At 59.9% G+C, this 15,667-nt stretch carries 13 protein-coding genes; 5 read left to right on the top strand and 8 right to left on the bottom strand.

The features are described from left to right. Window positions 1-202: 202 nt before the first annotated feature. The 5 genes from BLO97_RS19500 to BLO97_RS19480 all read right to left on the bottom strand — a co-directional run bounded on the left by BLO97_RS19500 (window position 203) and on the right by BLO97_RS19480 (window position 4,263). Window positions 203-991, bottom strand: a complete 789-nt coding sequence (locus BLO97_RS19500) for an SDR family NAD(P)-dependent oxidoreductase (RefSeq protein WP_092147485.1) — start codon at window positions 989-991, stop codon at window positions 203-205. A gap of 165 nt (window positions 992-1,156) precedes the next feature. Further along, the gene (locus BLO97_RS19495) at window positions 1,157-1,510 is read right to left on the bottom strand and encodes a VOC family protein (protein WP_092221075.1); all 354 of its coding nucleotides are present in this window, start codon (window positions 1,508-1,510) and stop codon (window positions 1,157-1,159) included. Between the two features lie 51 nt (window positions 1,511-1,561). After that, the gene (locus BLO97_RS19490) at window positions 1,562-2,611 is read right to left on the bottom strand and encodes an NAD(P)/FAD-dependent oxidoreductase (RefSeq protein ID WP_092147491.1); all 1,050 of its coding nucleotides are present in this window, start codon (window positions 2,609-2,611) and stop codon (window positions 1,562-1,564) included. 163 nt (window positions 2,612-2,774) lie between these two features. After that, entirely contained in the window at window positions 2,775-3,662 is an 888-nt protein-coding gene (locus BLO97_RS19485) for a lysophospholipid acyltransferase (protein WP_092221081.1), read from the bottom strand. 43 nt (window positions 3,663-3,705) lie between these two features. After that, the gene (locus tag BLO97_RS19480; RefSeq protein WP_063323645.1) at window positions 3,706-4,263 is read right to left on the bottom strand and encodes a DNA-3-methyladenine glycosylase I; all 558 of its coding nucleotides are present in this window, start codon (window positions 4,261-4,263) and stop codon (window positions 3,706-3,708) included. Window positions 4,264-4,344: 81 nt separating this feature from the next. On the opposite strand from BLO97_RS19480, the gene glyQ reads away from it, so the two are divergent. The 4 genes from glyQ to BLO97_RS19460 all read left to right on the top strand — a co-directional run bounded on the left by glyQ (window position 4,345) and on the right by BLO97_RS19460 (window position 8,750). After that, window positions 4,345-5,298 (top strand): glycine--tRNA ligase subunit alpha, encoded by a 954-nt coding sequence (glyQ, locus tag BLO97_RS19475; RefSeq protein ID WP_022641565.1) that lies wholly within the window; start codon window positions 4,345-4,347, stop codon window positions 5,296-5,298. Beyond that, a complete protein-coding gene (glyS, locus tag BLO97_RS19470) occupies window positions 5,295-7,346 on the top strand; it encodes a glycine--tRNA ligase subunit beta (protein ID WP_063323646.1) in 2,052 nt (683 codons plus the stop codon). Before glyQ ends, glyS begins: the two co-directional genes overlap by 4 nt. Before the next feature lie 4 nt (window positions 7,347-7,350). After that, entirely contained in the window at window positions 7,351-7,890 is a 540-nt protein-coding gene (gmhB, locus tag BLO97_RS19465; protein WP_161951759.1) for a D-glycero-beta-D-manno-heptose 1,7-bisphosphate 7-phosphatase, read from the top strand. Window positions 7,891-7,970: 80 nt separating this feature from the next. Continuing rightward, on the top strand, window positions 7,971-8,750 hold the full coding sequence (locus tag BLO97_RS19460) for a lysophospholipid acyltransferase family protein (protein WP_063323648.1): 780 nt from the start codon (window positions 7,971-7,973) through the stop codon (window positions 8,748-8,750). 177 nt (window positions 8,751-8,927) lie between these two features. Here the strand turns inward: BLO97_RS19460 and BLO97_RS19455 are convergent, their stop codons facing one another. Then, complete coding sequence (locus BLO97_RS19455; RefSeq protein ID WP_092347426.1) at window positions 8,928-10,445, bottom strand: sensor histidine kinase; 1,518 nt, start codon at window positions 10,443-10,445, stop codon at window positions 8,928-8,930. A 222-nt stretch (window positions 10,446-10,667) separates the two neighbouring features. Here BLO97_RS19455 and BLO97_RS19450 point away from each other — a divergent pair, with 222 nt between their 5' ends. Beyond that, window positions 10,668-11,402: a response regulator transcription factor gene (locus tag BLO97_RS19450; RefSeq protein ID WP_072343733.1), complete on the top strand. Its 735-nt coding sequence runs from the start codon at window positions 10,668-10,670 to the stop codon at window positions 11,400-11,402. Between the two features lie 151 nt (window positions 11,403-11,553). Here BLO97_RS19450 and gabP read toward each other — a convergent pair whose 3' ends face one another. Further along, window positions 11,554-12,948, bottom strand: coding sequence for a GABA permease (gene gabP, locus BLO97_RS19445; protein WP_092347423.1), 1,395 nt, complete (start codon window positions 12,946-12,948; stop codon window positions 11,554-11,556). 301 nt (window positions 12,949-13,249) lie between these two features. Continuing rightward, window positions 13,250-15,667, bottom strand: coding sequence for a DNA topoisomerase (ATP-hydrolyzing) subunit B (gene gyrB, locus BLO97_RS19440; RefSeq protein ID WP_063323652.1), 2,418 nt, complete (start codon window positions 15,665-15,667; stop codon window positions 13,250-13,252).

The following is a 15,667-nucleotide window of genomic DNA, read 5'->3' as shown; positions in this document are numbered from 1 at the left end:
GTAGCCGAAGGTGGCTCGGATCGACTGATCGAAAACCGCGTAGCCGAAGGTGGCTCGGATCGACTGATCGAAAACAGAGTGAGCTGAACAAGCCCTTCACCACGCCAAAGCCGGTCGAATCAACCCATGTTGTCTCCAAAACAAAAAACGCCGCTTATCTCTCATGAGGAAGCGGCGTTTTTTTGCAACGTGTCGCGGGATCCTAAACGATGCTATCCACCACACCCCCATCAACCCGCAACGCGGCGCCAGTGGTGGCCGAGGCCTGTTCCGAGCTGGCATAGATGATCATGTTGGCGACTTCCTCGACGCGCGCCGCGCGCTGGATGATCGAGGTGCTGCGGTGCTCATTGACGAAATCCGCCGCGACCTTTTCCAGGCTGTCCCCGGTGCGCTCGACGTCTGCCTGGAGCATCTGGGCAACCCCTTCGGACAGCGTCGGCCCAGGCAGCACCGAGTTCACCGTAACGCCTGTACCAGCCAGGCGCTTGGCCAGGCCACGAGCGATGGACAGCTGGGCGGTCTTGGTGAAGCCGTAGTGAATCATGTCGGCAGGAATGTTCACGCCCGACTCCGACGAAACAAACACAATCCGCCCCCAGCCCCGCTCGACCATGCCCGGCGCGTAGGCCCTGGAAACCCGCACGCCGGACATTACGTTGGTTTCGAAGAAGCGCTGCCATTCGCTGTCCGGCGTTTCGAAAAAGTCTTCCAGTTTGAAAATGCCCAGATTGTTGATGACGATATCGAAGCGTGGGTATTTGGCGATCAGTGCCTCGCAGCCCGGCGCGTTGCTCAGATCGCCAACAAAGCCATCGGCCCTTGAAGCTAGGGCGCCCAAGCGCTGCAACGCGTCCTCCACGCTGCTCCCGCTGCGACCGTTGATAACCACGTGGGCGCCGGCTTCGAGGAAGCCTTTGGCTGTGGCAAAACCGATACCGCTGGTGGAGCCGGTGACGAGGACGTGACGGCCGGTGAAGTCGATGTTCATGAGGGGGACTCCTTGATTAATGAGCCAGAGGAAGTGCGATATTTCTGACTGGACGGTAATCCGACGGATCGAGGGATGGCTTTGCCATCCCAACGTCGCCGATATCGCAGGCCCTTAATCATGGACACGATTGAGGCTTTGCGCCTCCTCGTGATCAATCAACCATCAGGAAGCCGACCATACCGCCAGCTCATAGCCATCCGGGTCGATGAAGTGGAAACGCCTTCCACCCGGGAACGCGAACACTTCACGGCTGATGAGCGCCCCCGCGGCCTTGAGCCGGAGTTGGGTAGCCTCAAGGTCATCCGCGTACAAGATGATCAACGGACCACCCGGGCGCACCGGTTCACCGGTCGTGAAACCACCGGTCAGGCGACCGTCGCTGAATTCGGTATAGGTCGGGCCGTAGTCGACGAAACTCCAGCCGAACACGCTTGCATAGAAGGCTTTGCTGCGGGCGATGTCGCTGACATTGAACTCGATGTTATCGATCTGACTGTCTTTACCTTGAATGCCCATTGTCGCTTCCTTGGCTGATTTGGGAGTAAGCGAGCTTAGGCCATTTCCCCCTCACCGAGCTTGGAAAAATCGATCCGGACGACAGGGGTTGAGGGCCGAGCAAGCCTTGTCGCCGACGATATCCTCACTGGCAAGACGACCCACGATCGCGGCCAGGGTTACGCCGGGGTGCATGACGCACACGTATACGCCGCCAACCTGCGGAAGATAACCAATGATGGGGATGTCATCAGCAGGCATGGGTCTGTATCCGACGCGAGCCGATTGTAGGTCCAGGGAGACGACGCCGTGGAGTTCGCTTTTGATGGCGTTGGCGGTGCGCAGCGCGATCTCCGATGGTTGGTTTTCCAAGGCGTCGTCCAGGTAGTCTTCGGCCGCCAGCAACGCACCCTCCGGGGTTTGCCTCACTTCCATTTCAGGGCTGGAAATGAGGCTGCGTACCAGGTTGGGTGGCGAGGTGTAGCGGATGAAAATTGCCGGGGAGGCGTCTATGGGCAGGCAGACTTCAAGCAGGTCGGCCAGCTTCGTGATGCCTGTGCCGGCTGCCAATACGACGATATCGGCTTCAATGACGCCCGTGGCGGTTTCAACGCCCCACACGGTGGAACCCTGGGTTTTAAAGCCGAGAACCGACGTTTGAGTGAGCACTTTCGCGCCATTCGCTTGAGCACCGGCGATCAGCGCATGGGTTGCTGCTACGGCGTCCAGCGCTCCTTCTTCCGCCGCATACGAAGCTTGCTGAGGAGGGTTCTTGAGGTTCGGCTCAAGTTCACGGATCTGTGATTGGGATATCCGGCTAGCCGACGCTGTTGAACTCGAGCCGTAAGAGAGGGCGCCAGTCCAGCGGATCTTCAGGCCAGGCAGTTGCGTTTCGAGTCGGCGGTATTCCTGGATGGCAGCACCGCGCAATGGCGCAATGGGGTCGGGTTCGCCATGGGAGGTGTTGATCCAGGCGAATGAGCTGCCGGTCACGCCTGACGCGATACCTTCGGCCTCGACCACAGTGACTTTCGCGCCTTTGGTCGCCAGGTGGTAGGCCAGGGATGCGCCTACGATGCCCGCACCGATGACGATGACGCGTTTGCCTGGAGCGTTATCCATTTCGCCTCCGTTGGATTGTGCGCCTGGTCGGTTGGGGCTGCTTCGCAGCCCAGCGGGAGCAAGCTCCCTCGCCACGGGGGAAGGATGGAGTCAGTTGTTTATGCGGCGGCTGTTAGGCCGCTATCGCGAGCAAGTTCGTTCCCACAAGGATCGGTGGTGTGCTTCAGTACCACCGCGCCTCGCCAGGCGGGCGTTTCTTGAAGCGTTTCATGCTCCACATGTACTGGCTGGGGTAGGCCCGCACGTAGCGCTCCACCACTTGGCTCATGGCGGCGCAGGCGGTTTCGGTGTCGGTGCTGTACATGGCCTCGGGCGCGGCTTCGAGGATGACTTTGTAGCCGGAGCCGTCCGGCAGGCGCAGGGCGTGGAGGAAGACGCCGACCGCTTTGCCGCCGGCGAGCATGTTCGGCACGAACTTGCTGGTCAGGGCCTGGGTGGCGAAGAAGGGCACGAAGATACCGGCGGATTCGGCCGGTTCCGGGTCGGCGGGGATGCCCACCTGGCCGCCCTTGCGCACTTCCTTGATGACGCTGAGGATGCCTTCCTTGGTCGATGCCGCGACTTTATTGCCCAACTGCACCCGCTGCTTGCGCAGCAATTCATCCACCGCCTTGAGCTTGGGCGGACGGTAGAAAATGATCGGCTTGCACTGGCTGCAATAGAAGTGGTTGAGCACTTCCCAGTTGCCCAGGTGGCTGGTGATGCCGACTACGCCTTTGCCGGACGCCAGGGCCTCTTTCAATACGTCCAGGCCCTCGACTTCACGCACCAGGTCGATGGAGCGCTGGGCCGGCCAGATCCAGGCGCAGGCGCTTTCGGTCAGGGATTTGCCAATGTCCTTGAGGCTCTGGCCCACCAGGCGTTCGCGCTCGGCCGGGTCCATCTCGGGAAAACATTTGGCGAGGTTGATCCGCACCACGTCGCGGGAACGGTTGGGAAATTTCCACATGAGCCAGCCAATCGCCGAGCCCACTGCCTGCACCGCTCGCCAGGGCAGCAGCGCAAACAACCGCAGAGCGCCGACCAGCAAGGCGCCTTTCAACTTATCCACAGGTCACTCCTGAATGTATGGGCCGTGTTGCGAGCCGGCTATTCTAACCGCCGTTTGCCAGCTCGGCGTAGCGGTCGCAGTCCTGGGTGTGGTCCATGACCATGCCCGAGGCCTGCATCAAGGCGTAGCAAATGGTCGGCCCGACGAAGGTGAACCCGGCCTTTTTCAGACCTTTGCTCATTGCCAGAGCCTCGGGCGTGATGGCCGGCACTTCGCTGCGGTCCTTGAAATGGTTGATGATGGGTTTATCGCCGACGAACGACCAGAGGAACGCCACCGGATCCTCCAGGGCCAGCCAGGCCTGGGCGTTGCGGCGGGCGGCCTTGAGTTTGAGGCGGTTGCGGATGATGCCGGGGTCGAGCATCAGCTCATCGATTTCCGCGTCGCTCATCTGCGCCACGCGCTGCACATCGAAGCCGTACAACACTTCCCGGTAGCGCTCGCGTTTACGCAAAACGGTGATCCAGGACAGACCGGCCTGGAACCCTTCGAGCAAAAGCAACTCGAACAAACCCTGCGCATCGCGCAGCGGCGTGCCCCACTCCTGATCGTGATAAGCCATGTACAAAGGATCGTCAGAACACCAAAAGCAGCGTGGCATAAGGCTCCAGGGGGCGTGCGCACGAACGAATCGGGTATACTCCCGCTCTTTAAATCGCAGCCCAAGAAACAGGTGAATTTCGTGAGCCAGCCTACGCCAGCCGTGCGTACCTTCCAAGACTTGATCCTCGCCCTCCAGCAATACTGGGCCGAGCAAGGTTGCGTGGTACTTCAGCCCTACGATATGGAAGTAGGCGCCGGCACTTTCCACACTGCCACGTTTCTGCGTGCCATCGGCCCGGAAACCTGGAACGCCGCTTATGTGCAGCCCAGCCGCCGCCCGACTGACGGCCGCTACGGCGAAAACCCGAACCGCCTGCAGCACTACTACCAGTTCCAGGTCGTGCTGAAGCCGAACCCGGAAAACTTCCAGGAGCTGTACCTGGGCTCCCTCAAGCACGTGGGCCTCGACCCACTGGTGCACGACATCCGTTTCGTCGAAGACAACTGGGAGTCGCCAACCCTGGGCGCCTGGGGCCTGGGCTGGGAAGTCTGGCTCAACGGCATGGAAGTGACCCAGTTCACCTACTTCCAGCAGGCGGGCGGCATCGAGTGCTACCCGGTCACCGGCGAAATCACCTACGGCCTCGAACGCCTGGCCATGTACCTGCAGGGTGTGGATTCGGTCTACGACCTGGTGTGGGCCGACGGTCCGTTCGGCAAAGTGACCTACGGCGACGTGTTCCACCAGAACGAAGTGGAACAGTCGACCTACAACTTCGAACACGCCAACGTCGACAAGCTGTTCGAGCTGTTCGATTTCTATGAAAGCGAAGCCAAGCGCCTGATCGAGCTGGACCAGCCGCTGCCGTTGCCGAGCTATGAAATGGTGTTGAAGGCGTCCCATACCTTCAACCTGCTGGATGCACGCCGGGCGATTTCCGTGACCGCGCGCCAGCAATACATCCTGCGTGTGCGCACCCTGGCGCGTTCCGTTGCGCAAGCCTACCTGCTGGCCCGTGCCAAGCTGGGCTTCCCGATGGCGACCCCGGACCTGCGTGATGAAGTGTTGGCTAAGCTGGAGGCTGCACAATGAGTGCTCAAGATTTTCTGGTTGAACTGGGCACCGAAGAACTGCCACCCAAAGCCCTGAACACCCTGGCCGATGCGTTCCTGGCCGGTATCGACAAAGGCCTGCAAGCTGCCGGCCTGAGCTACGAAGCCAAACAGGTGTACGCCGCGCCGCGCCGCCTGGCCGTGCTGATCACCGCCCTGGCGACCCAGCAGCCAGACCGCAGCATCAACCTCGACGGCCCGCCACGCCAGGCCGCGTTCGATGCCGACGGCAACCCGACCCAAGCCGCCCTGGGCTTCGCCAAGAAGTGCGGCGTGGACCTGAGCGAAATCGACCAGAGCGGCCCGAAGCTGCGCTATAGCCAGAGCATCAAGGGCAAGCCGACCGCCAGCCTGTTGCCGACCATCGTCGAAGACTCCCTCAATGACTTGCCGATCCCCAAGCGCATGCGCTGGGCCGCGCGCAAGGAAGAATTCGTACGTCCAACCCAGTGGCTGGTGATGTTGCTCGGTGACCAGGTCATCGATTGCACGATCCTGGCCCAGAAGGCCGGTCGCGATTCCCGCGGTCACCGCTTCCATCATCCACAGAGCGTGCGCATCACCTCGCCGGCCAACTACCTGGCCGACCTGCGTGCCGCCTACGTGCTGGCCGACGCCAACGAGCGCCGCGCACTGATCAGCAAGCGCACCGAAGAGCTGGCCACCCTGCAGGAAGGCACCGCCATCGTGCCGGCCAACCTGCTGGACGAAGTGACAGCGTTGGTGGAATGGCCAGTGCCGCTGGTGTGCTCGTTCGAGGAACGTTTCCTTGAAGTGCCGCAGGAAGCGCTGATCACCACCATGCAGGACAACCAGAAGTACTTCTGCCTGCTGGACGCCGAAGGCAAGTTGCTGCCGCGCTTCATCACGGTCGCCAACATCGAAAGCAAGGACCCGCAGCAGATCATCGCCGGTAACGAAAAAGTCGTCCGCCCGCGCCTGACCGATGCCGAGTTCTTCTTCAAGCAAGACAAGAAGCAGCCGCTGGAAAGCTTCAACGAGCGTCTGCGCAACGTGGTGTTCCAGGAAAAACTCGGCAGCGTCTATGACAAGGCCGAACGCGTATCGAAACTGGCCGCGTTCATCGCCCCACGCATCGGCGGCGACGCCCAGCGCGCAGCCCGTGCCGGCATCCTGTCCAAGTGCGACCTGTCCACCGAGATGGTCGGTGAGTTCCCGGAGATGCAAGGCGTCGCCGGTTACTACTACGCCCTCAACGATGGCGAGCCGCAGGACGTGGCCCTGGCACTGAACGAGCAGTACATGCCCCGCGGTGCCGGCGCCGAGCTGCCGACCACCCTGACCGGTGCGGCCGTGGCGATCGCTGACAAGCTCGACACCCTGGTCGGCATCTTCGGTATCGGCATGCTGCCCACCGGCAGCAAAGACCCTTATGCCTTGCGTCGTGCGGCGCTGGGTGTGTTGCGGATCCTGATCGACAAGCAGCTGGACCTGGACCTGAACGACGCCGTGGCATTCGCCGTCAATGCGTTCGGCAGCAAGGTCAAGTCTGCCGGCCTGGCCGATGCGGTGCTGGAGTTCATCTTCGACCGCCTGCGTGCGCGTTATGAAGACGAAGGCGTCGATGTTGCTACCTATCTGTCGGTGCGTGCCCTGAAACCAGGTTCGGCCCTGGACTTCGACCAGCGTGTACAAGCGGTGCAGGCGTTCCGCAAATTGCCGGAAGCGGCAGCGCTGGCGTCGGTGAACAAGCGTGTGTCGAACCTGCTGAGCAAGGCCGAGCCTTCCGTCAAAGCCGTTGAAGCACGTTACTTTGATAATGCCGCCGAGTTTTCGCTCAACTCGGCGATTCAACAGGCGTATGCGTCGGTACAACCGCTCATGGAAAAACGCGATTATGCCGAGGCACTGGCGCGCCTGGCGGCACTGCGCGAGCCGGTCGATGCGTTCTTTGAAGCCGTGATGGTGAATGCGGACAACGAAGACGTTCGCAAGAATCGTTATGCATTGCTGGCACGCCTGCGCAGCCTGTTCCTCAATATTGCCGATATTTCCGTGCTGGGTTGAGGAGCTGCTGTTGAAACTGCTGATTCTCGATCGGGACGGGGTGATCAATCACGACTCCGACGCTTACATCAAATCGGTGGAGGAGTGGTTGCCGCTACCCGGTTCGATCGAAGCCATCGCGCAGTTGAGCAAGGCCGGCTGGACGGTGGCGGTTGCCACCAACCAGTCGGGCATTGCCCGCGGTTATTATGACCTCGCCGTGCTCGAAGCCATGCACGAGCACCTGCGTGCATTGGTGGCGGAGCAGGGCGGGGAAGTCGGGCTGATCGTTTATTGCCCGCATGGGCCGGACGAAGGTTGCGATTGCCGCAAACCCAAGCCGGGCATGTTGAAAACCATTGCCACGCATTACGGCGTGACACTGGCGGGTGTGTGGTTCGTCGGCGACAGCCTCGGTGACCTGGAGGCGGCCAAGGCCGTCGATTGTCAGCCAGTTTTGGTAAAGACCGGGAAAGGCGAGAAGACTCTGGGCAAGACCCTACCGGTGGGCACCTTGATTTTTGACGACTTGGCGGCGATTGCCGCTGAACTTATCCACAATTAGAGCTCCCAAGACAACCTGATCAAGGATTGTTCGGGAAGCGCTTGAACAGGCGGGCATTGCCCGCAACGGTAAATGCCGCTATGTCTATATTGCAGGCCATCAGAGCCTTTCTCTTTTACCTGCTGTTGGGCACCAGCTCCTTGCTGTGGTGCTCCTTGAGTTTTTTTATCGCGCCTTTCTTGCCGTTCAAGGCGCGCTACCGTTTCATCAATGTGTACTGGTGCCGCTGCGCACTGTGGTTGAGCAAAGTGTTCCTGGGCATCCGCTATGAGGTCAAAGGGGCCGAGAACGTGCCTGACCGGCCCTGCGTGATCCAGTCCAACCACCAGAGCACCTGGGAAACGTTCTTTCTCTCGGCCTATTTCGAACCGTTGAGCCAAGTACTCAAGCGTGAACTGTTGTTCGTGCCGTTCTTCGGCTGGGCCATGGCGATGCTGCGCCCGATCGCTATCGATCGCGACAACCCCAAGGCAGCCCTCAAGCAGGTCGCGAAGAAGGGCGACGAACTGCTCAAGGATAACGTTTGGGTGCTGATCTTCCCCGAGGGCACCCGTGTTCCTTATGGAACCGTCGGCAAATTCTCCCGTAGCGGTTCGGCATTGGCCGTGAACGCCGATCTACCCGTGCTGCCGATTGCACACAATGCCGGCAAATTCTGGCCCAAGGCTGGCTGGATCAGAACACCAGGCGTCATCACTGTGGTGATCGGCGCGCCGATGTATGCCGAAGGCACTGGGCCCCGCGCCATCGCCGACCTCAATGACCGTGTCCAAGCCTGGAATGAACAGACACAACGGGAAATGGGCTCGCTGCCCCCGACCCCGACAACACCGGCCACCACCGACCAGCTCGCTGTTTGAGATCTGTGGATAACCTGTGTACCGTTTTTTCTAAATCCGGTGCTTTTATGCTGTAGGTCTATGTTTTTAATACATATTTCCTAAACACATAAAACCCACCTTCAGGTGCATAAGTTTTTTATAGCACCCAAAGATCGCAGCCTTCGGCAACTCATGCAGACGAAGGCTGCGATCTTTTCAATCTTCCAATAACGGGAAACGCAGGCTAAACGTCGTGCCTTTACCCACCACGCTATGGCACTCGATTTTCCCCTCGTGATGGTCAACCACAGCCTTGACCATCGACAACCCCAAGCCAATTCCATCGACCCCGTGAGCCGAGGAAAACCGTCGGTACTGACTAAACAGGTCTGGTAGTTCTTCGGCGCTGATGCCTTTGCCCTGGTCGGCGACATTGCAGATCAACCAGCCCGGGGTGCAATGAACCTGCAGCGAAATGCAGGCGTCGGGCACACTGTACTTGATGGCATTTTCCAGCAGATTGAACAGGGCACGAGTCAGCAACGGCTGATCCGCCCTCACCATTGCCTCTTCATCCTCTATTTCATGAATCAACTGGATGCGTTTTGCCTGGGCGATGGGCAGCGCCTGGTCGAGCACATCCAGAACCAGCATGGCGAACAGCGTCGGCTGGAATTGATACGCCTCGGATTCGGCCTTGGCCAATTGCACGAAGCCCTCGGTCAGGTCCAGGGCGCGACGTACCTGGCACTCGATCTGGTCGAACAGCGGATTATCCCCACCGACCTGATGCCGCTGCACATCGAGCAATGCAAGGATCGCCGAGTGCGGGGCACGCAAATCATGGGAAAGGAAACGCAGCATGACGCTGCGCTGTTCTTCAGCCTCACGTTCGGCACTCAGGTCCGTGAGGCTCAACAACCAGCCAATCGGCGCATCGCCATCAACCGGCAACAACGCCGCCCGTTCCAGGCGCAAGCTGCGCTCGCGAATGTCGCGAAACTCCACCAAGGGCAATGTGGATAACCGGTGATGCGTCCCCTGCTCCAACCCTGGGTAACCCAATTGCCCGAGATGCTCCAGCACGTCGCCACCCGCCAGGCCATGGCCGAACAACTCGCGCGCCTTGCGATTGCCGAGCAACAGCTTGCCTTGAGGGTCACAGATCATGGTCGCCACCGGCAAATATTCCAGGCCGTCGGCAATGAAGCGTCGGGTGTCGCGGGTTCGACTCATGGCCTGCTCCAGGGCCATGATCTGCCCCTGCAAGCGGTCGCTGCCGGTGTAGGAGGCGCGGCGACGTTCCGGGAAGACCTTGGGTTCCGCGTCCAGGCGTGCCAGCTCCCAGCCGAAATAGGCCAGTACCACGCTCAGGCGGCGCCAATTCCAGATCAGGTAGCCGAACAGGATGCCCAGCACACTTGCCATGGGCGACCACCACCAGCCTCGCGCGCCCAGCACGGCACTGATCAACAGAGCCAGGCTCATGCCACCCACTGTTGTCCACAAGGCCAGGTGCGGGCGCAGCAGCAACAAGCCCAATACACAGGCCACCAAACACACCGACAGCAACACAGCGCCTGGATGGTTACCCGTCGCTTGGCTGCTCAATGACAGCAAGGCCGTCAGCGGCAACAACAACAAACTTATCCACAACCACTCCCGCACCAACTGACGAAACAACCGCTGGACCTGGGTTGGCTCACGACTTTCACGGCGACGCTGGTTACTCATAGGCCTCCTGGCCAACCTTAAGAATGGGGATTTCTTTACGGGCCTGCAAAGCCCATGACTATAACGGGACTCGATAGGTGGCGCGCTGCTGCCTTTCCCTCTGTGCCGCGAGCCGGTATTGTCGCAGCCAGCGACAGGTCAATGACAACGAATCCGCCACCGGCTGCGTTTCATTGCCACCTGAAGATGTCCGTTACTCTCGAGATCAAGGAATCGCATTCCATGCGTGTCGCCATACTGGACGATGAACCGGCCGAGCTGCGCCGGGTAGAACAGACCCTGCAACAAATCCCCGGCAGGGGCGAGCAGGCCTGGACCCTGCACAGCTTTGAACGAGGCGAGGACTTGTTGCGGCAACTGCGCCGGGAAACCTTCGACCTGTTGATCCTCGACTGGCAACTGCCGGACATCAGCGGGCTTTCATTGCTGCGCTGGACCCGCGAGCACATGGATTCACCACCGGCCGCCATCATGCTGACCAGTCGCGACGGCGAGCACGACATCGTCCAGGCCCTCAACGCCGGTGCTGACGACTATGTGAGCAAACCCTTCCGGCCCAACGAGCTCAAGGCCCGGGTCACCGCTGTGCTGCGCCGCCACAACCTGCAACGCGCGCCAGCCAACGACGTGCTGGTGTTCAATGACCTGGCGTTCGACGACGCCGAGCTGACCATCACCCGCGCCGGCATTCCCATCAGCCTGACCGAGCGGGAATACCGCCTGGCCCGGTGCCTGTTCGCCAACCTGGGCCGGCCGCTGTCTCGGGAGTATTTCTACGAACGCTTCTGGACCCACGAGGAAATGACCTCGTCCCGCCCGCTCGACACCCATATCTATCGCCTGCGCAACAAGCTCGGCCTGACGGCAGACCGGGGTTGGCAATTGCTGACGATTTATGGGTACGGGTATCGATTGGAGAGTGTGGCGGCGGGGAGCGAAGCGTCTGTCGCGAGTTAGGTATTGGATACATCTGTGGTGAGGGGATTTATCCCCGCTGGGCTGCACAGCAGCCCCCAACCAGGCAACTCGGTGTGCCTGGAAGATTGAATTCACTGCTTTAGGGCTGCTGAGCAGCCCAACGGGGATAAATCCCCTCGCCACAACAGGATCAACCGATCGTCGGTACCCAGCTTCCTGCTTTTGCGATCCGACGGCGCTGTACCAGCACGCCGGATATCACCACCAAGACACTCAGCAGACCGGTCGCGAGGATTTCCACGCGATGGGCTTCCTGGAACAGCATGATGGTCAAGGCCCCGACGATGAAGACAATCACCGTGTAGGTCAGGCCAGGGAACAGCCACATGCTGAAAGCGACTTTTTCACCACGCGCCATGCGTTGTTTGCGCATGCGCAGCTGCGAAACCGCGATGACCAGATACACCAGCAATGCAATGGCGCCGGAGCTGGCCAGCAGGAAATCAAACACAGCAGCCGGTGCCACATAGTTGGCGAATACCGCCAGGAAGGCCGCCCCGGTCGACAGCATCACCGCCCAGTAAGGTGTACCGCTCTTGTTTGTGCGCTGGGAAACGGCCGGCGCATCACCACGCTTGCCCAACGAGAACATCATCCGCGAAGCCGTATACAGCGCCGAGTTCAGGCAGCTCGTGACTGCCACCAGGACGACGATATCGACGATCAGTTTGGCATTGGGGATGCCCATGCGTTCCAGCACCGTCTGGTAGGAACCGACGCTGGCCAGGAGCGGATCGTTCCACGGCACCAAGGCAACGACGATGAAGATGGAGACGAGATAGAACAAGCCAATCCGCCAGATGACCGAGTTGGTCGCCTTGGAAATCTGCTGGCCAGGGTTCTTCGATTCGGCCGCCGCGATGGTCACGATCTCGGTGCCCATGAACGAAAACATGGTGGTCAGGATGGCCCCCAACACCGCGCCCATGCCGTTGGGCAGGAAGCCCTGGGTGTCGAACAGGTGCGAAACACCGCTGACCTGGCTGGTGGGCAGCACGCCGAAGATCGCCATCACACCCAAGCCAATGAAGCCGATGATCGCCACCACCTTGACCAAGGCGAACCAGAATTCGAACTCCCCGTAATTTTTCACGCTGAACAGGTTGGTGACCGTCAGCAGCAGGGTGATGACCAAGGTGAAGGCCCAGATCGCCACGTTCGGAAACCAGGCATGCAGGATCGTTGCGGCGGCGTTGGCTTCCAGCGGAATCACCAGGACCCAGAACCACCAGTAGAGCCAGCCGATGGTGAAACCGGCCCAATGACCAATCGCACGGTCAGCATAGGTGGAGAAGGAACCGGTGTCCGGCGATGCCACTGCCATTTCACCCAGCATCCGCATCACCAGCACCACGAGGGCACCCGCCGCAGCGTAAGCCAGCAGCACGGCTGGACCGGCCGCTGCGATAGCGTGGCCGGAGCCCACGAAAAGGCCAGCGCCGATGACGCCGGCGATAGATAGCATCGTCACATGCCGGGGTTTGAGCCCTTGCTCCAGATGATTGGAAGTTTGCGTACCGCTCATTGAGACTACCCTTGGTGTTGGATTTATTCGTGTCACCTCGTACCCACCGCTTCCCTGTCAATTTAAAGAAACGATGTGTAATTTATTTAACACGCAAGTTCTGCGCCAAAAAACCTGAGGCCCCGTTATCCGGGGCTCTCACTCAATTCCTAACCTATTGAGCGTTAAGGCTTTGTGCCAAGGTGTTACCGAGTTACCCGGTTTTTTATCCACAGGCCTGAAAACGGTGCAGGTTTTTCAAATGTAAAAAAAAGCCAACGCATAAGCGTTGGCTTTTTTTGGAGCGGTGCAACTGAAGGGATCAGAAATCCAGGTTGGACACCGCCAGCGCATTGCTCTCGATGAAGTCACGACGAGGCTCGACTGCATCACCCATCAGGGTGTTGAAGATCTGGTCCGCGCCAATGGCGTCTTCGATGGTGACTTTCAGCATCCGGCGCGAGCCTGGGTCCATGGTGGTTTCCCACAGCTGATCCGGGTTCATCTCACCCAGACCTTTGTATCGCTGGATGGTGTGGCGCTTGGTGCTTTCGGCCATCAGCCATTCAAGGGCTTCCTTGAACTCGGTCACGGACTTCTTGCGCTCACCGCGTTGGATGTACGCACCTTCGTCCAGCAATGTGCTGAGTTGCGCACCCAGGGATACGACGGTCTTGTAGTCGTTGCTGCCGAAGAAGTCGCGGTTGAAGGTGACGTAGTTCGACAGGCCGTGGGAGATCAGCTCGACCTCCGGCAGCCAGACGTTACGTTCACGGTCTTCACGCAGGCTGGCTTTGTAGACCAGGCCGGATTTCTCGACGGTGCGCAGGCGTACTTCGTACTGGGCCAGCCAATCTTGCATCGCTGCGTGATCGGACAGTTGCTCCAGGCTCACGGCGGGCAGGTAGATGAAGTGCTCAGTCAGTTCCTGTGGGTACAGGCGCGACAGACGCTTGAGGGTCTTCATCACCAGGCGGAAGTCGTTCACCAGGCGCTCGAGGGCTTCACCGGAAATGCCTGGGGCATCTTCATTAAGGTGCAGGCTCGCGTCTTCCAGGGCCGACTGCGTCATGTACTCTTCCATGGCGTCGTCGTCTTTGATGTATTGCTCTTGCTTGCCTTTCTTGACCTTGTACAGCGGCGGCTGGGCGATGTAGATGTAGCCGCGCTCGATCAGCTCCGGCAACTGACGGAAGAAGAACGTCAGCAGCAGGGTACGGATGTGCGAACCGTCGACGTCAGCGTCGGTCATGATGATGATGTTGTGATAGCGCAACTTGTCTATGTTGTACTCTTCGCGGCCAATGCCGCAGCCCAACGCCGTGATCAAGGTGCCGACTTCCTGGGAGGAAATCATCTTGTCGAAACGCGCCTTCTCGACGTTCAGGATCTTGCCCTTGAGCGGCAGGATGGCCTGGGTGCGGCGGTTGCGACCCTGCTTGGCGGAACCGCCAGCGGAGTCACCTTCCACCAGGTACAGCTCGGACAGGGCAGGGTCCTTTTCCTGGCAGTCAGCCAGTTTGCCCGGCAGGCCGGCGATGTCCAGCGCGCCTTTGCGGCGGGTCATCTCACGGGCCTTGCGCGCCGCTTCACGGGCACGGGCGGCGTCGATCATCTTGCCAACCACCAGCTTGGCTTCGTTCGGGTTTTCCAGCAGGAAGTCGGAGAAGTACTTGCCCATCTCCTGTTCAACGGCGGTCTTCACTTCGGAAGACACCAACTTGTCCTTGGTCTGGGAGCTGAACTTCGGATCCGGCACCTTCACCGAGATGATCGCGGTAAGGCCTTCACGGGCATCGTCACCGGTGGTGGCGACTTTATGCTTCTTCGCCAGGCCTTCTTGTTCGATGTAGTTGTTCAGGTTGCGAGTCAGTGCCGAACGGAAGCCCACCAGGTGAGTACCGCCGTCGCGCTGCGGGATGTTGTTGGTGAAGCACAACAGGTTCTCGTTGAAGCTGTCGTTCCACTGAAGGGCGATTTCCACGCCGATGCCGTCTTCACGCTGGACGTTGAAGTGGAACACCTGGTTGACCGGGGTCTTGTTGGTGTTCAGGTACTCAACGAACGCCCGCAAGCCACCTTCATACTTGAATAGCTCTTCCTTGCCGCTGCGCTCGTCCTTGAGGACGATGCCGACACCGGAGTTGAGGAAGGACAGTTCACGAATCCGCTTGGCCAGGATGTCCCAGCTGAAGTGGATGTTCTTGAAGGTCTCGCTCGAAGCCTTGAAGTGGATCTGGGTGCCTGTGGTTTCGCTGTCGCCAACGATCGCCATGGGTGCCTGGGGCACGCCGTGGATATAGGTCTGCTCCCAGATCTTGCCGCTGCGGCGAACGGTCAGGACCAGTTCTTCCGACAGCGCGTTCACCACCGAAACACCTACGCCGTGCAGACCGCCGGAGACCTTGTAGGAGTTGTCGTCGAACTTACCGCCAGCGTGGAGGACGGTCATGATGACCTCGGCGGCGGAAACGCCTTCCTCTTTATGCACATCTACCGGGATGCCACGGCCGTTATCGCGAACGGTGATGGACTCATCCGGGTGGATGATGATGCTGATGTCGTCGCAATGGCCGGCGAGGGCTTCGTCGATGGAGTTGTCGACCACCTCGAACACCATGTGGTGCAGACCGCTGCCATCGTCGGTGTCACCAATGTACATACCGGGACGTTTGCGTACGGCATCCAGGCCTTTCAGCACTTTAATGCTCGTTGAGTCGTACGTATTTTCTTCGCTCAA

Origin of the sequence: Pseudomonas sp. NFACC05-1, assembly GCF_900100135.1 — a bacterium.
In the GTDB taxonomy this organism is placed as follows: domain Bacteria; phylum Pseudomonadota; class Gammaproteobacteria; order Pseudomonadales; family Pseudomonadaceae; genus Aquipseudomonas; species Aquipseudomonas fluorescens_Q.
The sequence above is the reverse complement of the archived record's forward strand: the minus strand, read 5'-3'. Positions and strand labels throughout refer to the sequence as shown.

Excerpts from the sequence above, each read along its gene's own strand:
- BLO97_RS19460 (WP_063323648.1), top strand. The coding sequence starts at position 7,971 with ATGTCTATATTGCAGGCCATCAGAGCCTTTCTCTTTTACCTGCTGTTG.
- BLO97_RS19490 (WP_092147491.1), bottom strand. The coding sequence starts at position 2,611 with ATGGATAACGCTCCAGGCAAACGCGTCATCGTCATCGGTGCGGGCATC.
- BLO97_RS19495 (WP_092221075.1), bottom strand. The coding sequence starts at position 1,510 with ATGGGCATTCAAGGTAAAGACAGTCAGATCGATAACATCGAGTTCAAT.
- glyS (WP_063323646.1), top strand. The coding sequence starts at position 5,295 with ATGAGTGCTCAAGATTTTCTGGTTGAACTGGGCACCGAAGAACTGCCA.
- BLO97_RS19500 (WP_092147485.1), bottom strand. The coding sequence starts at position 991 with ATGAACATCGACTTCACCGGCCGTCACGTCCTCGTCACCGGCTCCACC.
- BLO97_RS19455 (WP_092347426.1), bottom strand. The coding sequence starts at position 10,445 with ATGAGTAACCAGCGTCGCCGTGAAAGTCGTGAGCCAACCCAGGTCCAG.
- BLO97_RS19450 (WP_072343733.1), top strand. The coding sequence starts at position 10,668 with ATGCGTGTCGCCATACTGGACGATGAACCGGCCGAGCTGCGCCGGGTA.
- gabP (WP_092347423.1), bottom strand. The coding sequence starts at position 12,948 with ATGAGCGGTACGCAAACTTCCAATCATCTGGAGCAAGGGCTCAAACCC.
- BLO97_RS19480 (WP_063323645.1), bottom strand. The coding sequence starts at position 4,263 with ATGCCACGCTGCTTTTGGTGTTCTGACGATCCTTTGTACATGGCTTAT.